Source organism: Arthrobacter sp. QXT-31, assembly GCF_001969265.1.
Taxonomy (GTDB): domain Bacteria; phylum Actinomycetota; class Actinomycetes; order Actinomycetales; family Micrococcaceae; genus Arthrobacter.
Genome location: NZ_CP019304.1, coordinates 1,976,690 through 1,991,138 on the forward strand (window position 1 = coordinate 1,976,690; position 14,449 = coordinate 1,991,138).

Here is a 14,449-nt window from a genome sequence, read left to right on the forward strand (position 1 = left end):
CCACTGCCCGGCTAACCCCACTGTCCGCGCGCCTGCAGGACTTCCTTCAGCAGGTCGGCGCGGTCTGAGACGATCCCGTCCACGCCGAGGTCGAGCAGCCGGTGCATCTCGGCGGGGTCGTTGATCGTCCAGACATGCACATAGAGTCCCAGCTCGTGCGCGCGGCGCACATACTCCGGTGTGACGACGGGAATGGCCCGGTAGCGCACCGGCACCTGCAGGGCATCGACATCACGCAGCGCCCGGCGCAGCACGGCCCGCACCGGGGACCTGACTCCGCGGACCGAGAGCAGCGGCCCCAGCACCAGGAAGAGGGCATTAACCAGGGTCCCGGCCGATGAGGCGGTCCGGCGGCTGAGCCGCTTCAGGACTGCACGGCGCCGGAGGTCGGAGAAACTCGCGATCAGCACGCGGTCGTGGACCTGGTGGCGCTCGATCGCGGCCACGACGCTGGGCACGGAGTGCCAGTCCTTGACATCAAGGTTGAACCGCGTGCCCGGAAACGCCGCCACGAGTTCGTCGAAGGTGGGCACGGGCTCAGCCCCGCCGATCCGCACCCGGCGGACCTCGTCCGCGGTGAGGTCGTGGATCCTGCCGCGGCCGTCGGTAATCCGGTCCAGGGTGCGGTCGTGGAACAGGAGCAACTCACCGTCGGACGTGGTGTGGACGTCCGTCTCAAGGTGGCAAAAGCCAAGTTCGACGGCGGAGCTGAACGCCGCCAGCGAGTTTTCCAGGCCCTCCAGCGAGAATCCGCGGTGCGCCATGGCCACTGGGCTGCCTGACGCGGCAGAAGAGCCGGAAGGATAGCCGGCGGAGAAGTAAGGCAGGGGTCCGGTCATTCCCGAAGCTTAACGGAGCACCCTAGGCCGGCAGGATCTCCACGCCGTCGCTGCAGTGCAGCAGCGTGCGGCCGCGGCCGCCGTCGAGATCCACCCACACCACGGTACGGTCCGCCGTCAGGGCTGAAACACGGCCGCCGGTTTCAAAGCCGGGCGACAGCCGGACGGTGACGCGGTCGCCCTCGCTCAGCGCCGACCAGTGAGCGGACGGCTCCGCCGGCCGCAATGGAGCCTCGACGGCATTTTTGGTCTTTCTCCTGGCCACGATGTCCCCTATCGGTCACTCATCCAACACGCCACACCCTAAGGTGCGCACATGAACGCAAGTTGACCGCCAGCCGGGAGTTCGGTGGCAGGCCGGCGACAGCCGGCTTACGGCAACTGGAGGCCCAGCGCGGCGAGCCTTTCCTCCAGAATCTGGGCCACGCCGTCGTCGTCAAAGTGCGGCGCCTGCTGGCCGGCAGCCCGGATCGCCTCCGGGTGGCCGCTGGCCATGGCATAGCCCTGACCGGCCCAGCGGAGCATCTCAATGTCGTTGGGCATGTCGCCGAACGCCACCACGTCCGAGGCGTCGATCCCCAGCGAGGCGGCATACCCGGCCAGGGTGACGGCCTTGTTGATCCCGGGCACGGCGAGTTCCAGCATGGCGACGGTCGGCGCTGAGTGGGTTACCGAGGCGAGGTTCCCGACGGCGGGGCTTACCTGTGCGAGGAACTCGTCGGCCGTGCCCTCCCGGACTATCGCCAGGAACTTCACGACGGCGTCTTCCGCAGTGAGCGTCGAGGCCAGCGGGGCAGGGGTGAATTCGGACAGCAGCTCGCTTGAGCCGTTTTCGATAAAGCCGGGCTCGAGGTGGAAGCCGGTGAGGGTCTCGGCTGCGAAGAGGGCGGTGGGGCGGAGGTTCTTGATGATGCGGCGGATTTCGAAGATGTCATCGATGGCCATGGTCTGGGCCGAGACAACCTTGTCCTCTTCCAGGTCCCACACTACGGCGCCGTTGGAACAGATCACGGTGCCCGTGTGCCCCAGCTGCTCCTCGAGCGGGTGGAGCCAGCGCGGCGGGCGGCCGGTGACGAAGACGAGTTCGACGCCGGCGTTCCGGCAGGCGTGGAAGGCCCGGACGGTGCGGTCACTGATTCTTCCGTCGTGCCCAAGGATCGTTCCGTCTATGTCACTCGCTACCAACCGCATGGTGCCAGTTTACGTGGGCTCAGGAGACGGGGAGGCTCACCGTCACGGTAGTGCCCTTGCCCGGCGCACTGCTCAGGCTGATGGAACCGCCATGGCCCTCGGCGATGGTCTTGCTGATCGGCAGGCCAAGGCCGGCGCCGGGGATGGCCGTTTCACGCGAGCGCGCAGCCCGGAAGAACTTGGTGAATGCCTGCTCCTGCTCCTGATCGTCCATCCCGATCCCGGTGTCTGCTATGGAACAGACGACGTGACTGTCCGCCCGGCGGGCAATCGCCGTGACCTTTCCCCCGTGCGGCGAGAACTTGATCGCATTGGAAACCAGGTTGCCGAACAGCTGCCGGATCCGGCCGGGATCGACGCGGGCGGTCAGGGGCTGTTCGACGTCGAGGACGAGTTCCACGCCGCTGCCGGCTGCCTTGGCGGAGGAGGAGGCCACGACGCCGGCCAGCAGGCCGGCCACGTCGGCCTCCTGCAGCGCCAGCTCGATCCGCTCGGAAGCAATCGCAATCAGGTCGTTCACAAGCCCCAGCAGGTTGTGGGCGTTCCGCTGCACGATCTTCAGTTCCTCCTCGATGTCCTCATGGCCGGGCTCGTCGAGGACCAGTTCGAGGTAGCCAAGGATGGACGTCAGCGGGGTGCGCAGCTCGTGGGAGACGGTGGCCACGAAATTGTCCTTGGCCGACAGGGCATGGATCAGCGCCGTGACTTCGGCGAACGTGATCACCGCGCCGCGGCGGTCACCGCTGCCGGAGCCCATGGTGCGGGCCGTGACGGAGTAAGCGCGCATGCCCCGACCCTGACTAGCCCCGCCCTGACCGGCCCCGCCTTCAGCAGCCCAGCTTTCACCGGCCCAGTACAGTTCGTCCGTGAACGTCTCGCCGGCCGCCGCGCGCGCTGCGGGGAAGCGTTCGGGCGGCACCGGAGTGGTGCGGTCCGCTTCGAAGAGCCACGGCCGGCTGCCCGGCGGGGCCGGGCGCGAGAGTGCGGAATCAGTCTGCAGGGCCTTGTTGGTCAGCACGTCCTGTCCGTCCTGGTCCACGACCTGGACGGCCACATTCACTGTAGAGAGCACGGCATCCAGCAGCCGCTGCCGGCGGACGCTCTCGGCGGCTGTGTCCGCGAGGGCTTCGTCTTTCCTGACCAGGGTCTGCCTCTGCCGGTAGAGCGTGCCCGCCACCACGTGAGCCGTGACGGCGATGGCGGCCATGACAAGGGGCATGAAAATCGTGCGGATCATCGATGCCTGCGTGGGCGGGGTGCCAAAAACGGCGGGGGGAAGAATCGCGCTGAGGATCGTCGCGGCCACCGCGAGGACCACGCCCATCCGGTCGCGGTCAACGGACAGCCAAATCACGGGAAAGACCAGCAGCAGGCTCAGGACGTTGAAGTTGGAACCTCCGGCCTCCCTCGTGAAGCCGATGGCCACGCAGTCGAGCACCGGAATCACGGCGCACGCCTTTGCCGGAAGCCTGCCCCAGGGAACGGCGACGCTCAGTGTAAGAAGCGCGGTGTGTGCCAGCAGGGCGAGCCGGAAGCGGGGATCAGCCAGTGTCTCCGGGTAAAAAACCCAGGCGGCCACAACCACCAGCAGCACCGTCACTGAAAGGGGCAACTGCCTGACAACGACGCCGCCGCGCCCGCCAAGCCCGCCAAAGAATGCGTCCACCCTGTCGGCCAATGGTGTACCGGAACCGGTGTCTGGCCAAACGCCCGGCCGGTCCCGCGGCACACTTACACGACCCATCAGTCTCTCCCCCGGAGCAGCATGAAGTACGTGCCTCCGGCTGCTTGAAGGTCAGTGGTCATAGCCTAGCGGGCACAGCGGAAACCGGCGGGGGGTAGATCAATTTTTTACGCTGCGGTCCTAATGGCGGGGCGGCGCAGTGGACTCCCGCACCACCAGCTGGGTGGCAAGCTCCACCCGGTTGGAGTCCAGCTCTTCGCCCCGCGCCTGGCTCAGGACCGCCCGCAGCGCCGCCCTTCCCATTTCATGCAGCGGCTGCGAGACCGAGGTCAGGGAGGGTACGGCATCCTCTGCCAGCGTGGTTCCGTCGAAACCCACAAGGCTGAGGTCTTCCGGGATGCGGATGCCGTGGTGGCGGGCCTCCCGAAGGACTCCGACAGCAACGCTGTCGCTGCCGGCAAAGATCGCCGTCGGCTGTTTTGGCAGGGCAATCAGGCGCTGAAGCCCCTCGATGCCGTGATGGGTGCGGAATTTTCCGTGAATGATGTATTCCGGATTCACCGTCGCGCCCCCGGCCGCCAGGGCGGACATGTAGCCATGCAGGCGCGCCTGGTTGCACTCGGCTGTCTCGTGCCCGCCCAAGTAAGCAATGTCCCTGTGCCCGAGCTTGATCAGGTGCTCCGCGGCGGCCTTGCCGCCTGCCCAGTTCGTCGCTCCGACACTGACCACGTCCGGTGGCGGCGGGTTAAGCGGATCCACCACGGCCACCGGGATGTTCCGCCGCCTGAGGGCTGTCAGCTGGGCTTCACTGAAGTCAGAGGTCACCAGGATCAGCCCGATCCTGCCGTGCGCAACCATCCGCTCCGCCCGTTTTTCGGGACTGAGGCCAGGAATTGCCCCGCTGCTGGCGGTGCTCATAAGAACCTCCACTCCAACAGACGCCGCATACTCGAGGATTCCGTTGAGGACAGCGGTCGAGTAAGCAGGCGTGAAGGCATCAAAGGAGACCTCGACGATTGAAGGCTCAGGCGTGACAATGCGGCGCTGCAACGGTGACTGGTAACCGGCGTCGACCAGTGCCGCCAGCACTTTGGCCCGGGTTTCTTCCGCCACATCTTCGCGGCCGTTGACCACCTTGGAGACGGTAGGCGTCGAGACGCCCGTCAACCTCGCAATAGCTGCCAGCGTGGTCTTCTTCGGGGGTGTCGAGAGGGACACTGCCATTCCGCCTTTCGAAAATGTTTCGCCGCAAGAAGTCTCGCCCAGTCCGCCGAGAACGTCAACTGCTGCCTGAATTCAGCGCCAGCTCGGCCCCTATGAAAGCCTTGACCGTGACGCCGATCACTAGTACGTTTACACCGTATCGAACGCTTATCGAAAAGTTTCGAGAAGCACGCTTTCAAATTCGTTCCCGTCTCGCAGCGGAGACGGGGTTTCAAGCCTGGGAGCCAACGACGCCCCCGAAGGATGAACGGAAGACTGATGAAATTTCGCAAACTGCACGCCGCAGGGACAGCCCTCACTGCCGGCGCCCTCGCCCTTTCCCTGGCAGCCTGCGGCTCCAGCGGCCCGTCCAGCAGCTCCGCCAATGCGGATTCTGCTTCCATGTGGGGCCTGACAGGCGGGAACCAGGTGCCGCTCAAGAATTCTGTCGACGCGTGGAACAGCGCCCACAGTGACCAGAGCATCAAGGTCGAGTTCTTTGCGAATGACGCATACAAGACCAAGGTCCGCACGGCAGTTGGTGCCGGGCAGGGACCAACCTTCATCTACGGCTGGGGCGGCGGCGTGCTGAAGTCCTACGTCGATGCCGGACAGGTTGAGGATTTGACCGGATTCCTGGAGAAGAATCCGGAGGTGAAGGACCGGTACCTGCCGGCCGTGCTGAAGAACGGCGAGATCGACGGCAAGGCTTACGCCATCCCCAACAACAACGCCCAGCCGGTGATCCTCTATTACAACAAGGAAGTATTCGACAAGGTGGGCGCACAGCCGCCAAAGACCTGGGACGAGCTGATGGCACTGGTGCCGAAGTTCAAGGCCGCGGGCATTGCCCCGTTTTCGCTGGCCGGCCAGTCCAAGTGGCCGAACCTCATGTGGCTTGAGTACCTGGTTGAGCGCATCGGCGGCCCCGAAGTGTTCGCAAACATCGCTGCGAACAAGCCCAACGCCTGGTCCGACCCGGCCGTTGCGGAGTCCCTGACCAAGATCCAGGAACTGGTTGACGCCGGAGGGTTCGTCAACGGCTTCTCCTCGATCGCCGCCGACAGCAGCGCCGACCAGGCCCTGCTGTACACCGGCAAAGCTGCCATGATCCTCCAGGGCGGCTGGATCTACCAGGGCATGAAGAAGGACGCCGGGAACTTTGTAAGCAGCGGCAAGCTCGGCTTCACCTCGTTCCCGTCCGTATCCGGCGGCAAGGGCGACCCCGCGAACGTTGTGGGCAACCCGTCCAACTTCTGGTCAGTGTCCTCCAAGGCCACCGAATCCCAGAAGGAAGCCGCACTGAACTACATCAAGGACGGCATGTTCACTGAAAAGAACACCCAGGACCTGATCGACTCCGGCGCTGTGCCGGTGATCAAGGGCATCGAGTCCAAGCTCGAGGCATCCCCGGACAAGGACTTCCTGACCTTCGCCTATGGCCTGGCCAAGGACGCACCCACGTTCACTATGTCTTGGGACCAGGCCCTGAGCCCCGACCAGGGTGACGCCATGCTCTCCAACCTGGACCAGATCTTCCTGAAGAAGATCACCCCCCAGCAGTTCGTGGACACCATGAACGCGACGGTGGCGAAGTAGCCGTGGCTTTGACTACAAGCTCCTCCCGGCGGACCCTGAGCAGGCGGCCCCTGCGCAAGGGTCCGTCCGGGTGGCTCGCCGTGCCGGCCCTCGTTTTCTTCCTGGCCTTCGCAGTAATCCCGCTGGGCGGGGTGCTCTTTCTCAGCTTCACGAGCTGGGACGGCCTGGGCGAAATCAGGCTGGATGGCCTTGGCAGCTGGACTTCCGTCCTTACCGATCCGGTGACCGGCAACGCATTGGTGGTCACCGCAAAGATCATCGTCTTCTCGTTCATTGTCCAGGCACCCATCAGCCTGCTGCTGGGCGTGTTCACCTCCGGTGCACAGAAGTACCGTGCTGCCCTTGCGGTGCTGTACTTCGTGCCGCTGCTGCTCTCGTCCGCAGCCGTCGCCATCGCATTCAAGGCCCTCCTGGACCCCAACTTCGGAATGGGACCCGGGCTGGGCATTCCCGCCCTGGCACAGGACTGGCTCGGCAATTCGGATCTGGTCCTGTTCGTGGTGGTCTTCGTGATCGCCTGGCAGTTCGTCCCCTTCCACACCCTCATCTACCAGGGCGGCGTCCGCCAGATCCCCACCTCGCTGTATGAGGCGGCACAGATCGACGGGGCAGGCCGGATCAAGCAGTTCTTCCACGTCACGCTGCCCCAGCTGAAGTACACCATGATCACCTCATCCACGCTCATGGTGGTGGGCTCCCTGGCCTACTTCGACCTGGTCTTCGTCCTGACAGCCGGTGGCCCCGGCTATTCCACCCGGCTGCTTCCACTGCACATGTATCTCACCGGATTCAAGGCCAACGACATGGGCGCGGCCAGCGCCCTGGGAGTCATCCTGGTGGTGATCGGCCTGGTCCTGGCCCTCCTCCTGCAGCGGCTCGGCGGACGCAGCCGCAGCGCAAGCCAACTTGAAGGAGCCTGACATGGCCTCAACCACCCAGCTCGCGGCTCCTCCTGCAGCCCCTGCCTCCCGGCGGCAGCCCGTGCCGCGCGGTACCAAGGGCGCGGGCAGCCGTCCCAATTTCCTCGGCTCGCTCGGCGGGTGGATCTGGCTTGCCGTGATCATCCTGCCCGTCTACTACGTCATCATCACCAGCCTGAAGGACCAGGCTGGATTCTTCTCCACCAACCCGATGATGCCGCCGACAGAGCCAACGCTGGACAACTACAAGCTGGTCCTGGAGAAGGACTTTGCCATGTATTTCGCCAACAGCCTGATTGTCACCATCGGCAGTGTGATTCCCGCCCTGCTGGTGTCCTTCATGGCGGCATACGCCATCGTGCGTGGCAGCGGCTGGTTCGTGAATTCCACTAACAAGCTCTTCCTGCTGGGCCTGGCTATCCCCCTGCACGCCACGATCATCCCCATCTACTGGATGATCACCCGCGCCCATATGTACGACACCCTCCTGGCGCTGATCCTGCCTTCCATCGCCTTTGCCATACCGATCTCTGTTCTGATCCTGTCCAACTTCATGCGGGACGTGCCGAATGAGCTGTTCGAGTCCATGCGGCTGGATGGATGCAGCGACTGGACCATGATGTGGCGGCTGGCACTGCCCCTCATGCGCCCCGCGGTGGTAACGGTCGGAATCTACAACGCCCTGCACGTGTGGAACGGCTTCCTGTTCCCGCTCATCCTGACGCAGAGCCCTTCCACCCGGGTGCTCCCGCTGTCCCTGTGGACGTTCCAGGACGAATTCACATCCAACATCCCCGCTGTGCTGGCCTCCGTGGTCCTGGCCACGCTGCCATTGCTGGTGCTCTACGTCATGGCCCGCCGCCAGCTGCTCAGCGGCCTGACCGCCGGTTTCAGCAAGTGAGCCTCTGCCCAGGGTTACAGCAACTGGGCCAGAGGAAGAAAGGAACAAACCAATGAGTGACCGTAGGCCCCTGCGCGTCGGGATGGTGGGATACGCCTTCATGGGCGCCGCCCACTCACATGCCTGGCGGACAGCCCCCCGGTTCTTCGACCTGCCCCTGCAGCCGCAGCTCACCGCCGTCGCCGGCCGGAATGCCGACGGCGTGAGGGCGGCCGCCGACAAGCTCGGCTGGGAGTCGGTCGAGACGGACTGGCGGCGCCTGATCGAACGCGACGACATCGACCTGATCGATATCTGTACGCCTGGTAACACCCATACTGAGATCGCTATCGCCGCCCTGGAGGCCGGCAAGCATGTCCTGTGCGAAAAGCCGCTGGCCAACTCGGTCGAGGAGGCGGAGCGGATGACCGTTGTGGCCGAAGCGGCCGCCAAGCGCGGCGTGTTTGCGATGTGCGGCTTCAGCTACCGCCGGACGCCTGCCCTGGCCTTGGCCAAGCGGATGGTGGACGGGGGCCGGCTGGGGACCATCCGGCATGTGCGCGCGCAGTACCTGCAGGACTGGCTATCCGACGAGAACGCCCCCATGACCTGGCGGCTGGACCGGAGCAAGTCCGGGTCCGGATCGCTGGGAGACATCGGCGCCCACAGCATCGACGCAGCCCAGTGGATCACCGGACAGAAAATCAGCGGCGTTTCCGCACTGCTGGAAACATTCGTCCGCGAGCGTCCCCTGGCCGGGGACCTGGTGGGGTTGGGCGGGCACGGCGACGTCGGCCGGGATGCCCCGCGCGGGGCCGTCACCGTTGATGATGCGGCCATTTTCAGCGCCCGTTTTGAAGCCAACAGGTCCGACGGCGGTGCGGCCGGCGCGGGCGCCGTCGGCGTTTTCGAGGCAACGCGCTACGCACTGGGACGGAAGAACGCGATGCGTCTGGAACTGAACGGCACCAAGGCGTCCCTTGCCTTCGACTTCGAGGACATGAATGCCCTGTCCTTTTACGATGCCGCCGAATCCCCCGACGCCGGTTTCCGCCGGATCTTCGTCACCGAGCCGGAACACCCTTATGTGGGCAACTGGTGGCCCACCGGCCATGGCCTTGGATACGAGCACGGCTTCACCCACCAGGTGGTGGACCTGGTCACCGCGATAGCGCAGGGCACGCAGCCGGAGCCGTCCTTCGCGGACGCCCTGCAGGTCCAGCGCGTACTGGCCGCGGTGGAGGCGAGCGCCGCCAACTCCAGCCAATGGCAGAAAGTCTGAGAAGCATGAGCGCAGAAGGAACCCGGATGACACGACCCATTACGCTCTTCACCGGCCAGTGGGCGGACCTGCCGTTCGAGGAGGTGGCCCGGCTCGCGGGCGAGTGGGGCTTTGACGGCCTGGAGATCGCCTGCTGGGGCGATCACTTCGATCCGCGCCGCGCCGCAGAGGACGATTCCTACCTCCAGGGCCGGCTGGAGATCCTGGAGAAAAACAACCTGAAGGTCTTCGCCATCGCCAACCACCTCACCGGCCAGGCCGTGTGCGACGATCCCATCGACGAGCGCCACCGGGGCATCCTGCCCCCCGAAATCTGGGGCGACGGCGATCCCGAGGGCGTCCGTGCCCGGGCAGCAAGATCGATGATGGATACCGCCCGCGCGGCTGCCAGGCTGGGCGTCAAGACCGTGACCGGCTTTACCGGCTCGTCGATCTGGAAGGCCGTGGCCATGTTCCCGCCCGCTCCGGAGTCAATGATCGACGGCGGATACAGGGACTTCGCTGACCGGTGGAACCCGATCCTGGACGTTTTTGACGAGGTCGGGGTCCGCTTCGCCCTCGAAGTGCACCCCTCCGAAATCGCGTACGACTACTGGACCACCAAGCGGACCCTGGAAGCCATCGGCCACCGGCCGGCCTTCGGCCTGAACTTCGACCCGTCCCACTTCATCTGGCAGGACCTTGATCCGGTCATGTTCCTGCAGGACTTCGCTGAGCACATCCTGCACGTGCATGTGAAGGAATCGGTGCGCCAGCTGGACGGGCGCAACGGCAGGCTCGGCTCGCACCTGGCGTGGGCCGATCCGCGCCGCGGCTGGGACTTTGTCACCGCAGGGCACGGCGACGTGCAGTGGAACAGGATCTTCCGCACGCTGAACGCGATCGGCTACACCGGACCCACCAGCATCGAATGGGAAGACGCCGGGATGGACCGGCTGACCGGTGCCCCGCAGGCGCTCGAACTGGTCAAGGGCCTTGCGGCGATTGCCCCGCCGGTCGCGGCTTTCGATGCCGCCTTCGCCACCCGCTGAACCCCACTTCAACCAGCCATCGGCTGCAAGCAAAAGGAACTCCGTTATGACAGAACCTAAATCCGCCCTGGTGGTGCGGGGCGGCTGGGACGGCCACCAGCCCTTTGAAGCCACCGAACTTTTCATTCCGTACCTCAAGGACAACGGGTACGAAGTCATGGTCGAGGAATCGCCAAAGGTCTATGCAGACGCCGGCTACATGGCAGGCGTCGATCTGATCATGCAGTGCATGACCATGACCACCATCGAAAAGGAGGAGTTCGCCGGACTGCGTGCCGCCGTCGAAAACGGCACCGGCCTGGCCGGCTGGCACGGCGGGATCGCCGACTCCTACCGGAACAACTCGGACTACCTGCACCTGATCGGCGGCCAGTTCGCCTGCCACCCGGGCAAGCACCCTGATGAGTGCACTGGTGAGCAGTCGGACAACTATGTCCCCTACACGGTCAATATGCTCCCCGAAGCCGCCAACCACCCGATCACCGAAGGCATCGGCGACTTCGACCTCGTCACGGAGCAGTACTGGGTCCTGGCCGACGACTACATCGACGTCCTCGCCACCACCACCCAGAAGGTCCGCGAGTGGGACCCGTGGCACCGCGAAGTCACGTCCCCGGCCATCTGGACGCGCCAGTGGGGCAAGGGCCGGATTTTCGTGGCCACCCCCGGCCACCGCGTCGACATCCTCCAGGACACGAACGTCCGCACCATCATTGAAAGGGGCCTGCTGTGGGCAAGCCGGTAGAAGCTGCTGAACCGTTGAAAGTGGGCATCATTGGCTGCGGAGCCATCATTGCCCAATATCTGACGAACTTCCGCCGGCTGGACCAGATCGAACTGGTGGCTGTGGCGGACCTGGACCCCGTGCGCGCCCAGGCCGTGGCGGACGACTACGACGGCGTCCGTGCGGTTTCCGTCGACGAGCTTCTGGCGGCGGACGACGTCGATCTCGTCCTGAACCTGACCATTCCGGCCGCCCATGCGGACGTTGCACTGAAGGCTATTGCTGCCGGGAAGAGCGTCTACGGGGAAAAGCCGCTCGCGGCGACCACTGCCGAGGCGCAGCAGGTCCTGGCGGCGGCACGGGAGGCGGGGGTCGTCGTCGGCTGCGCCCCGGACACGGTGCTCGGCACCGGGATCCAGACGGCCCGCAAGGCGATCGACGACGGCCTGATCGGCGCGCCGATCAGCGCAACGGCCACCATGGTGACACCCGGCCACGAGCGCTGGCACCCGAATCCGGACTTTTACTACCAGCCCGGCGGCGGCCCCCTGCTGGACATGGGCCCGTACTACGTCAGCGCGCTGGTCACATTGCTCGGCCCGGTGGTTTCGGTGATCGGCGCCGCGAGCCATACCCGGAACGAGCGCACCATCGGCTCCGGGCCGCGCGTCGGCGAGACGGTGCCGGTGAATATTGATTCCCACGTCACCGGGGTGCTGGTGCACGCGTCCGGCGCCCTGTCGACGCTGTTCATGAGCTTCGACGCCGTGAAGTCCAAGTCGCCGAACCTCGAAATCCACGGTGAATGCGGTTCGCTGGTGGTGCCGGATCCGAACCATTTCGACGGCGACGTCCAGCTCTTCGCGTTGGGCGCCGAGGACTGGCAGACCCTTCCCGTCTCGGCCGGCTACGTGGATTCCGGCCGGGGCTTCGGGATCGCCGACCTCGCCGCCACTCCCCCGGGTTCCGAGCCGCGCGCCGGGGGGCAACTTGCTTACCACGCCCTCGAGGTAATGGAGTCCGTGCTCGCCTCGGCAAACAGCGGCTCCGCGGTGCAGATCCAGAGCACGGCGGCCCGTCCGGAGGCCGTGGAACTGACGACCCTGGCAGCCCAGATCGCGGAGGTCAGCTCGTAGGGCTGGCCCTGGTTACGCCCGATTCCCAGGCGGCGGCGGTGTTACCGCCGCCGCCGTGCTCGTTGCATGGTGGCTTACTCGTCGTGGGGCGGGCCCTGGCCACTTCGTTGACCGTTTTCGGGCAGGCAGGCGGCGGGCCGGTTCGTTCCCGGTAGCAGCGGTGCAGTTGAGCGGTAAGTGTGGCCGGTTGGAGTGGTGATTTCGTAGGTGTGGCGGGGTCCTGGTCTGCGTTGGGCTTTCCAGCCGGGGAGTTCTTTGGTGTGGTTGCAGGCTTCGCAGAGTCCGGCGCCGTTTTCGAGGCTTGTTGGGCCGTCGTCGTGCCAGGGGACGATGTGGTCGTGGTGGCTGATGGGTGCGTCGCAGTAAGGGGTGCGGCAGGTGACGTCCCTTACCTGGATGAAGCGGCGCAGCGGTGGCGGGAAGAGCCGCCGCTTCGAGTCCATGGCGACCAGGTCGCCGGTGTCAGGGGCTGTGTAGAGCCGACGGAGCCAGACCTTGAGTTCCTGCACTGCGTCCTTGTGGCCGGCTGTGTGTGCATCGCCCGTGGTTGACCGGCCGCGCCTCTTGTGTCCCTTGTCCGGGTTGAGGAGTTCGCGTGCCCATGCTGCGGGGACGGTGCCGTAGCCGGTGAGGCGCGCGGGTTCGCTGTCGCCTTGGAGGAGGGTGCGGTCGGTCATGACGAGGTTGATGTCGATGCCGCTGATCCCGCCGGGGGTGCCGGTGACGGATTCGACGAGGGTGTCGGCCATGGCCTGGTTTTTGGAGCGGGGGTCTCCGGCGGAGCGGAGGGCATCGGCGTGGGCACTGAGCGCTTTGTAGGCGGCGACGCCCTCGTGGGCGGGCAACAGGGCTGTGAGGTAGGTCATGCAGTCCGGGGCCGGGCGCAGGCTCACGCCCCGCTCGGTGGCGGCGTGGCTGGCCCGCTGGGTGACCGAGCGCGGATCCCGTCGGATCGCAGCGGCTTTGACCGCGGCGATGACGCCGCGGGTCCCGACCCCGTCGAAGGTCCCGGTATCGGCGGCGAGTTCCTCGTCGACCGCGGCCCGGTCTTCGACGGTCAGGACGGCCGTTTCCTTCACCACATGCATGCCCTTTTCTTCGCTCAGCCGGCCGGTATCCAGAGCGGTGAGGGTGTGGGGCATTTCAATGACAAGGGCTTTGGCCATGCCGAGCAGCCGGCCGCCGCGGTGCGGGGACTCACCCCGGGCCAGGGCGATCTGCTCAGCCACACCCAGGCCCGTTTCCTTGTGTCGCTTCCTGCCCAGATCCTCAGCCGACAGGTTGCCGGGACTGCTCTGCGCCGGGCTGCTCGCGGCGTCGAGTTTGGCTTGTTCCTGGCGCTGTCTCGCTTCGAACTCGACGGCCAGCCTGGCCTGCTGCCCGGTGGCCCAGCGTTTGAATTTCTCCAGAACCGCGGTCTGGTCGATCAACCCGGGACCGTCGGCTGTCAGGTCGGGCTTCAAGAAACCCTGTGCCCCCGCCAGCCTGCCGTCGAGACTCAGCCTCTGTGCAGGAGCTATATGGGCGTCGAAGGCGTCCGCGAACACGTAGTCCCTAGAACGAAGCTCGAGAAACGGGTTATCAAGAAGCTCGGGAAACGGGTCCTCCGGGAAAACGCCGTCCGGATACTCCCCACCGGGGAAAGGGTCCTCCGGAACCACCTCGTCGAGGTAATCGTCATACACGAACCCGCCAGCCGCGAATTCATCATCGAAAACTGCGTATGGGAAAAGGGCGTCCGGAACCGGGGCAGCATGCGGGGCGTTGCCGTTCGGCGTCCCTGCCTTCACTGCTGAATTCCCGGGAACCTCCATGAACACAGTCTGCCGAGGGGCACTGACATTAAAGGGCCGTTTCGAGCCCAGACGGAGACGGATCTGAAAAACTTTTTTGGCTCCGTCCTGGGACGAATCCTATGGGCCGGATCAGGGCGCTCCCAGATGTGAAAACGCCCTGATCG

Annotated in this window: 13 protein-coding genes; 7 read left to right on the plus strand and 6 right to left on the minus strand. The window is 65.5% G+C overall.

Annotation, left to right across the window (positions count from 1 at the left end; all coding sequences use genetic code 11):
* Window positions 1-11: 11 nt before the first annotated feature.
* The 5 genes from BWQ92_RS08970 to BWQ92_RS08990 all read right to left on the minus strand — a co-directional run bounded on the left by BWQ92_RS08970 (window position 12) and on the right by BWQ92_RS08990 (window position 4,938).
* Window positions 12-839, minus strand: coding sequence for a glycerophosphodiester phosphodiesterase (locus BWQ92_RS08970; protein WP_076799208.1), 828 nt, complete (start codon window positions 837-839; stop codon window positions 12-14).
* Between the two features lie 22 nt (window positions 840-861).
* Window positions 862-1,104: a hypothetical protein gene (locus BWQ92_RS08975; protein ID WP_076799209.1), complete on the minus strand. Its 243-nt coding sequence runs from the start codon at window positions 1,102-1,104 to the stop codon at window positions 862-864.
* A 107-nt stretch (window positions 1,105-1,211) separates the two neighbouring features.
* Window positions 1,212-2,030 (minus strand): Cof-type HAD-IIB family hydrolase, encoded by an 819-nt coding sequence (locus BWQ92_RS08980; RefSeq protein ID WP_076799210.1) that lies wholly within the window; start codon window positions 2,028-2,030, stop codon window positions 1,212-1,214.
* A 19-nt stretch (window positions 2,031-2,049) separates the two neighbouring features.
* Window positions 2,050-3,696, minus strand: coding sequence for a sensor histidine kinase (locus BWQ92_RS08985; protein WP_236783154.1), 1,647 nt, complete (start codon window positions 3,694-3,696; stop codon window positions 2,050-2,052).
* 198 nt (window positions 3,697-3,894) lie between these two features.
* Window positions 3,895-4,938, minus strand: a complete 1,044-nt coding sequence (locus BWQ92_RS08990) for a LacI family DNA-binding transcriptional regulator (RefSeq protein WP_076799212.1) — start codon at window positions 4,936-4,938, stop codon at window positions 3,895-3,897.
* A gap of 258 nt (window positions 4,939-5,196) precedes the next feature.
* Here BWQ92_RS08990 and BWQ92_RS08995 point away from each other — a divergent pair, with 258 nt between their 5' ends.
* From BWQ92_RS08995 to BWQ92_RS09025, 7 genes are read left to right on the plus strand one after another with little or no spacing between them, the layout of a single operon-like run.
* Window positions 5,197-6,516, plus strand: coding sequence for an extracellular solute-binding protein (locus BWQ92_RS08995; RefSeq protein WP_076799213.1), 1,320 nt, complete (start codon window positions 5,197-5,199; stop codon window positions 6,514-6,516).
* Window positions 6,517-6,518: 2 nt separating this feature from the next.
* On the plus strand, window positions 6,519-7,436 hold the full coding sequence (locus BWQ92_RS09000; protein ID WP_083706255.1) for a carbohydrate ABC transporter permease: 918 nt from the start codon (window positions 6,519-6,521) through the stop codon (window positions 7,434-7,436).
* 1 nt (window position 7,437) lies between these two features.
* Window positions 7,438-8,337: a carbohydrate ABC transporter permease gene (locus tag BWQ92_RS09005; RefSeq protein ID WP_076799214.1), complete on the plus strand. Its 900-nt coding sequence runs from the start codon at window positions 7,438-7,440 to the stop codon at window positions 8,335-8,337.
* A gap of 52 nt (window positions 8,338-8,389) precedes the next feature.
* Window positions 8,390-9,598 (plus strand): Gfo/Idh/MocA family protein, encoded by a 1,209-nt coding sequence (locus BWQ92_RS09010; protein WP_076799215.1) that lies wholly within the window; start codon window positions 8,390-8,392, stop codon window positions 9,596-9,598.
* A 26-nt stretch (window positions 9,599-9,624) separates the two neighbouring features.
* On the plus strand, window positions 9,625-10,629 hold the full coding sequence (locus BWQ92_RS09015) for a sugar phosphate isomerase/epimerase family protein (protein ID WP_076799216.1): 1,005 nt from the start codon (window positions 9,625-9,627) through the stop codon (window positions 10,627-10,629).
* Between the two features lie 46 nt (window positions 10,630-10,675).
* Window positions 10,676-11,374 carry a ThuA domain-containing protein gene (locus tag BWQ92_RS09020; protein ID WP_076799217.1) on the plus strand — a complete coding sequence of 233 codons (699 nt, stop codon included), beginning with the start codon at window positions 10,676-10,678 and terminating at the stop codon, window positions 11,372-11,374.
* Window positions 11,359-12,489, plus strand: coding sequence for a Gfo/Idh/MocA family protein (locus BWQ92_RS09025; RefSeq protein WP_076799218.1), 1,131 nt, complete (start codon window positions 11,359-11,361; stop codon window positions 12,487-12,489). The genes BWQ92_RS09020 and BWQ92_RS09025 overlap by 16 nt, the downstream gene beginning before the upstream one ends.
* Window positions 12,490-12,563: 74 nt before the next feature.
* On the opposite strand, the gene BWQ92_RS09030 is transcribed toward BWQ92_RS09025, so the two are convergent.
* Complete coding sequence (locus BWQ92_RS09030; RefSeq protein ID WP_076803616.1) at window positions 12,564-14,303, minus strand: HNH endonuclease; 1,740 nt, start codon at window positions 14,301-14,303, stop codon at window positions 12,564-12,566.
* Window positions 14,304-14,449: the final 146 nt, after the last annotated feature.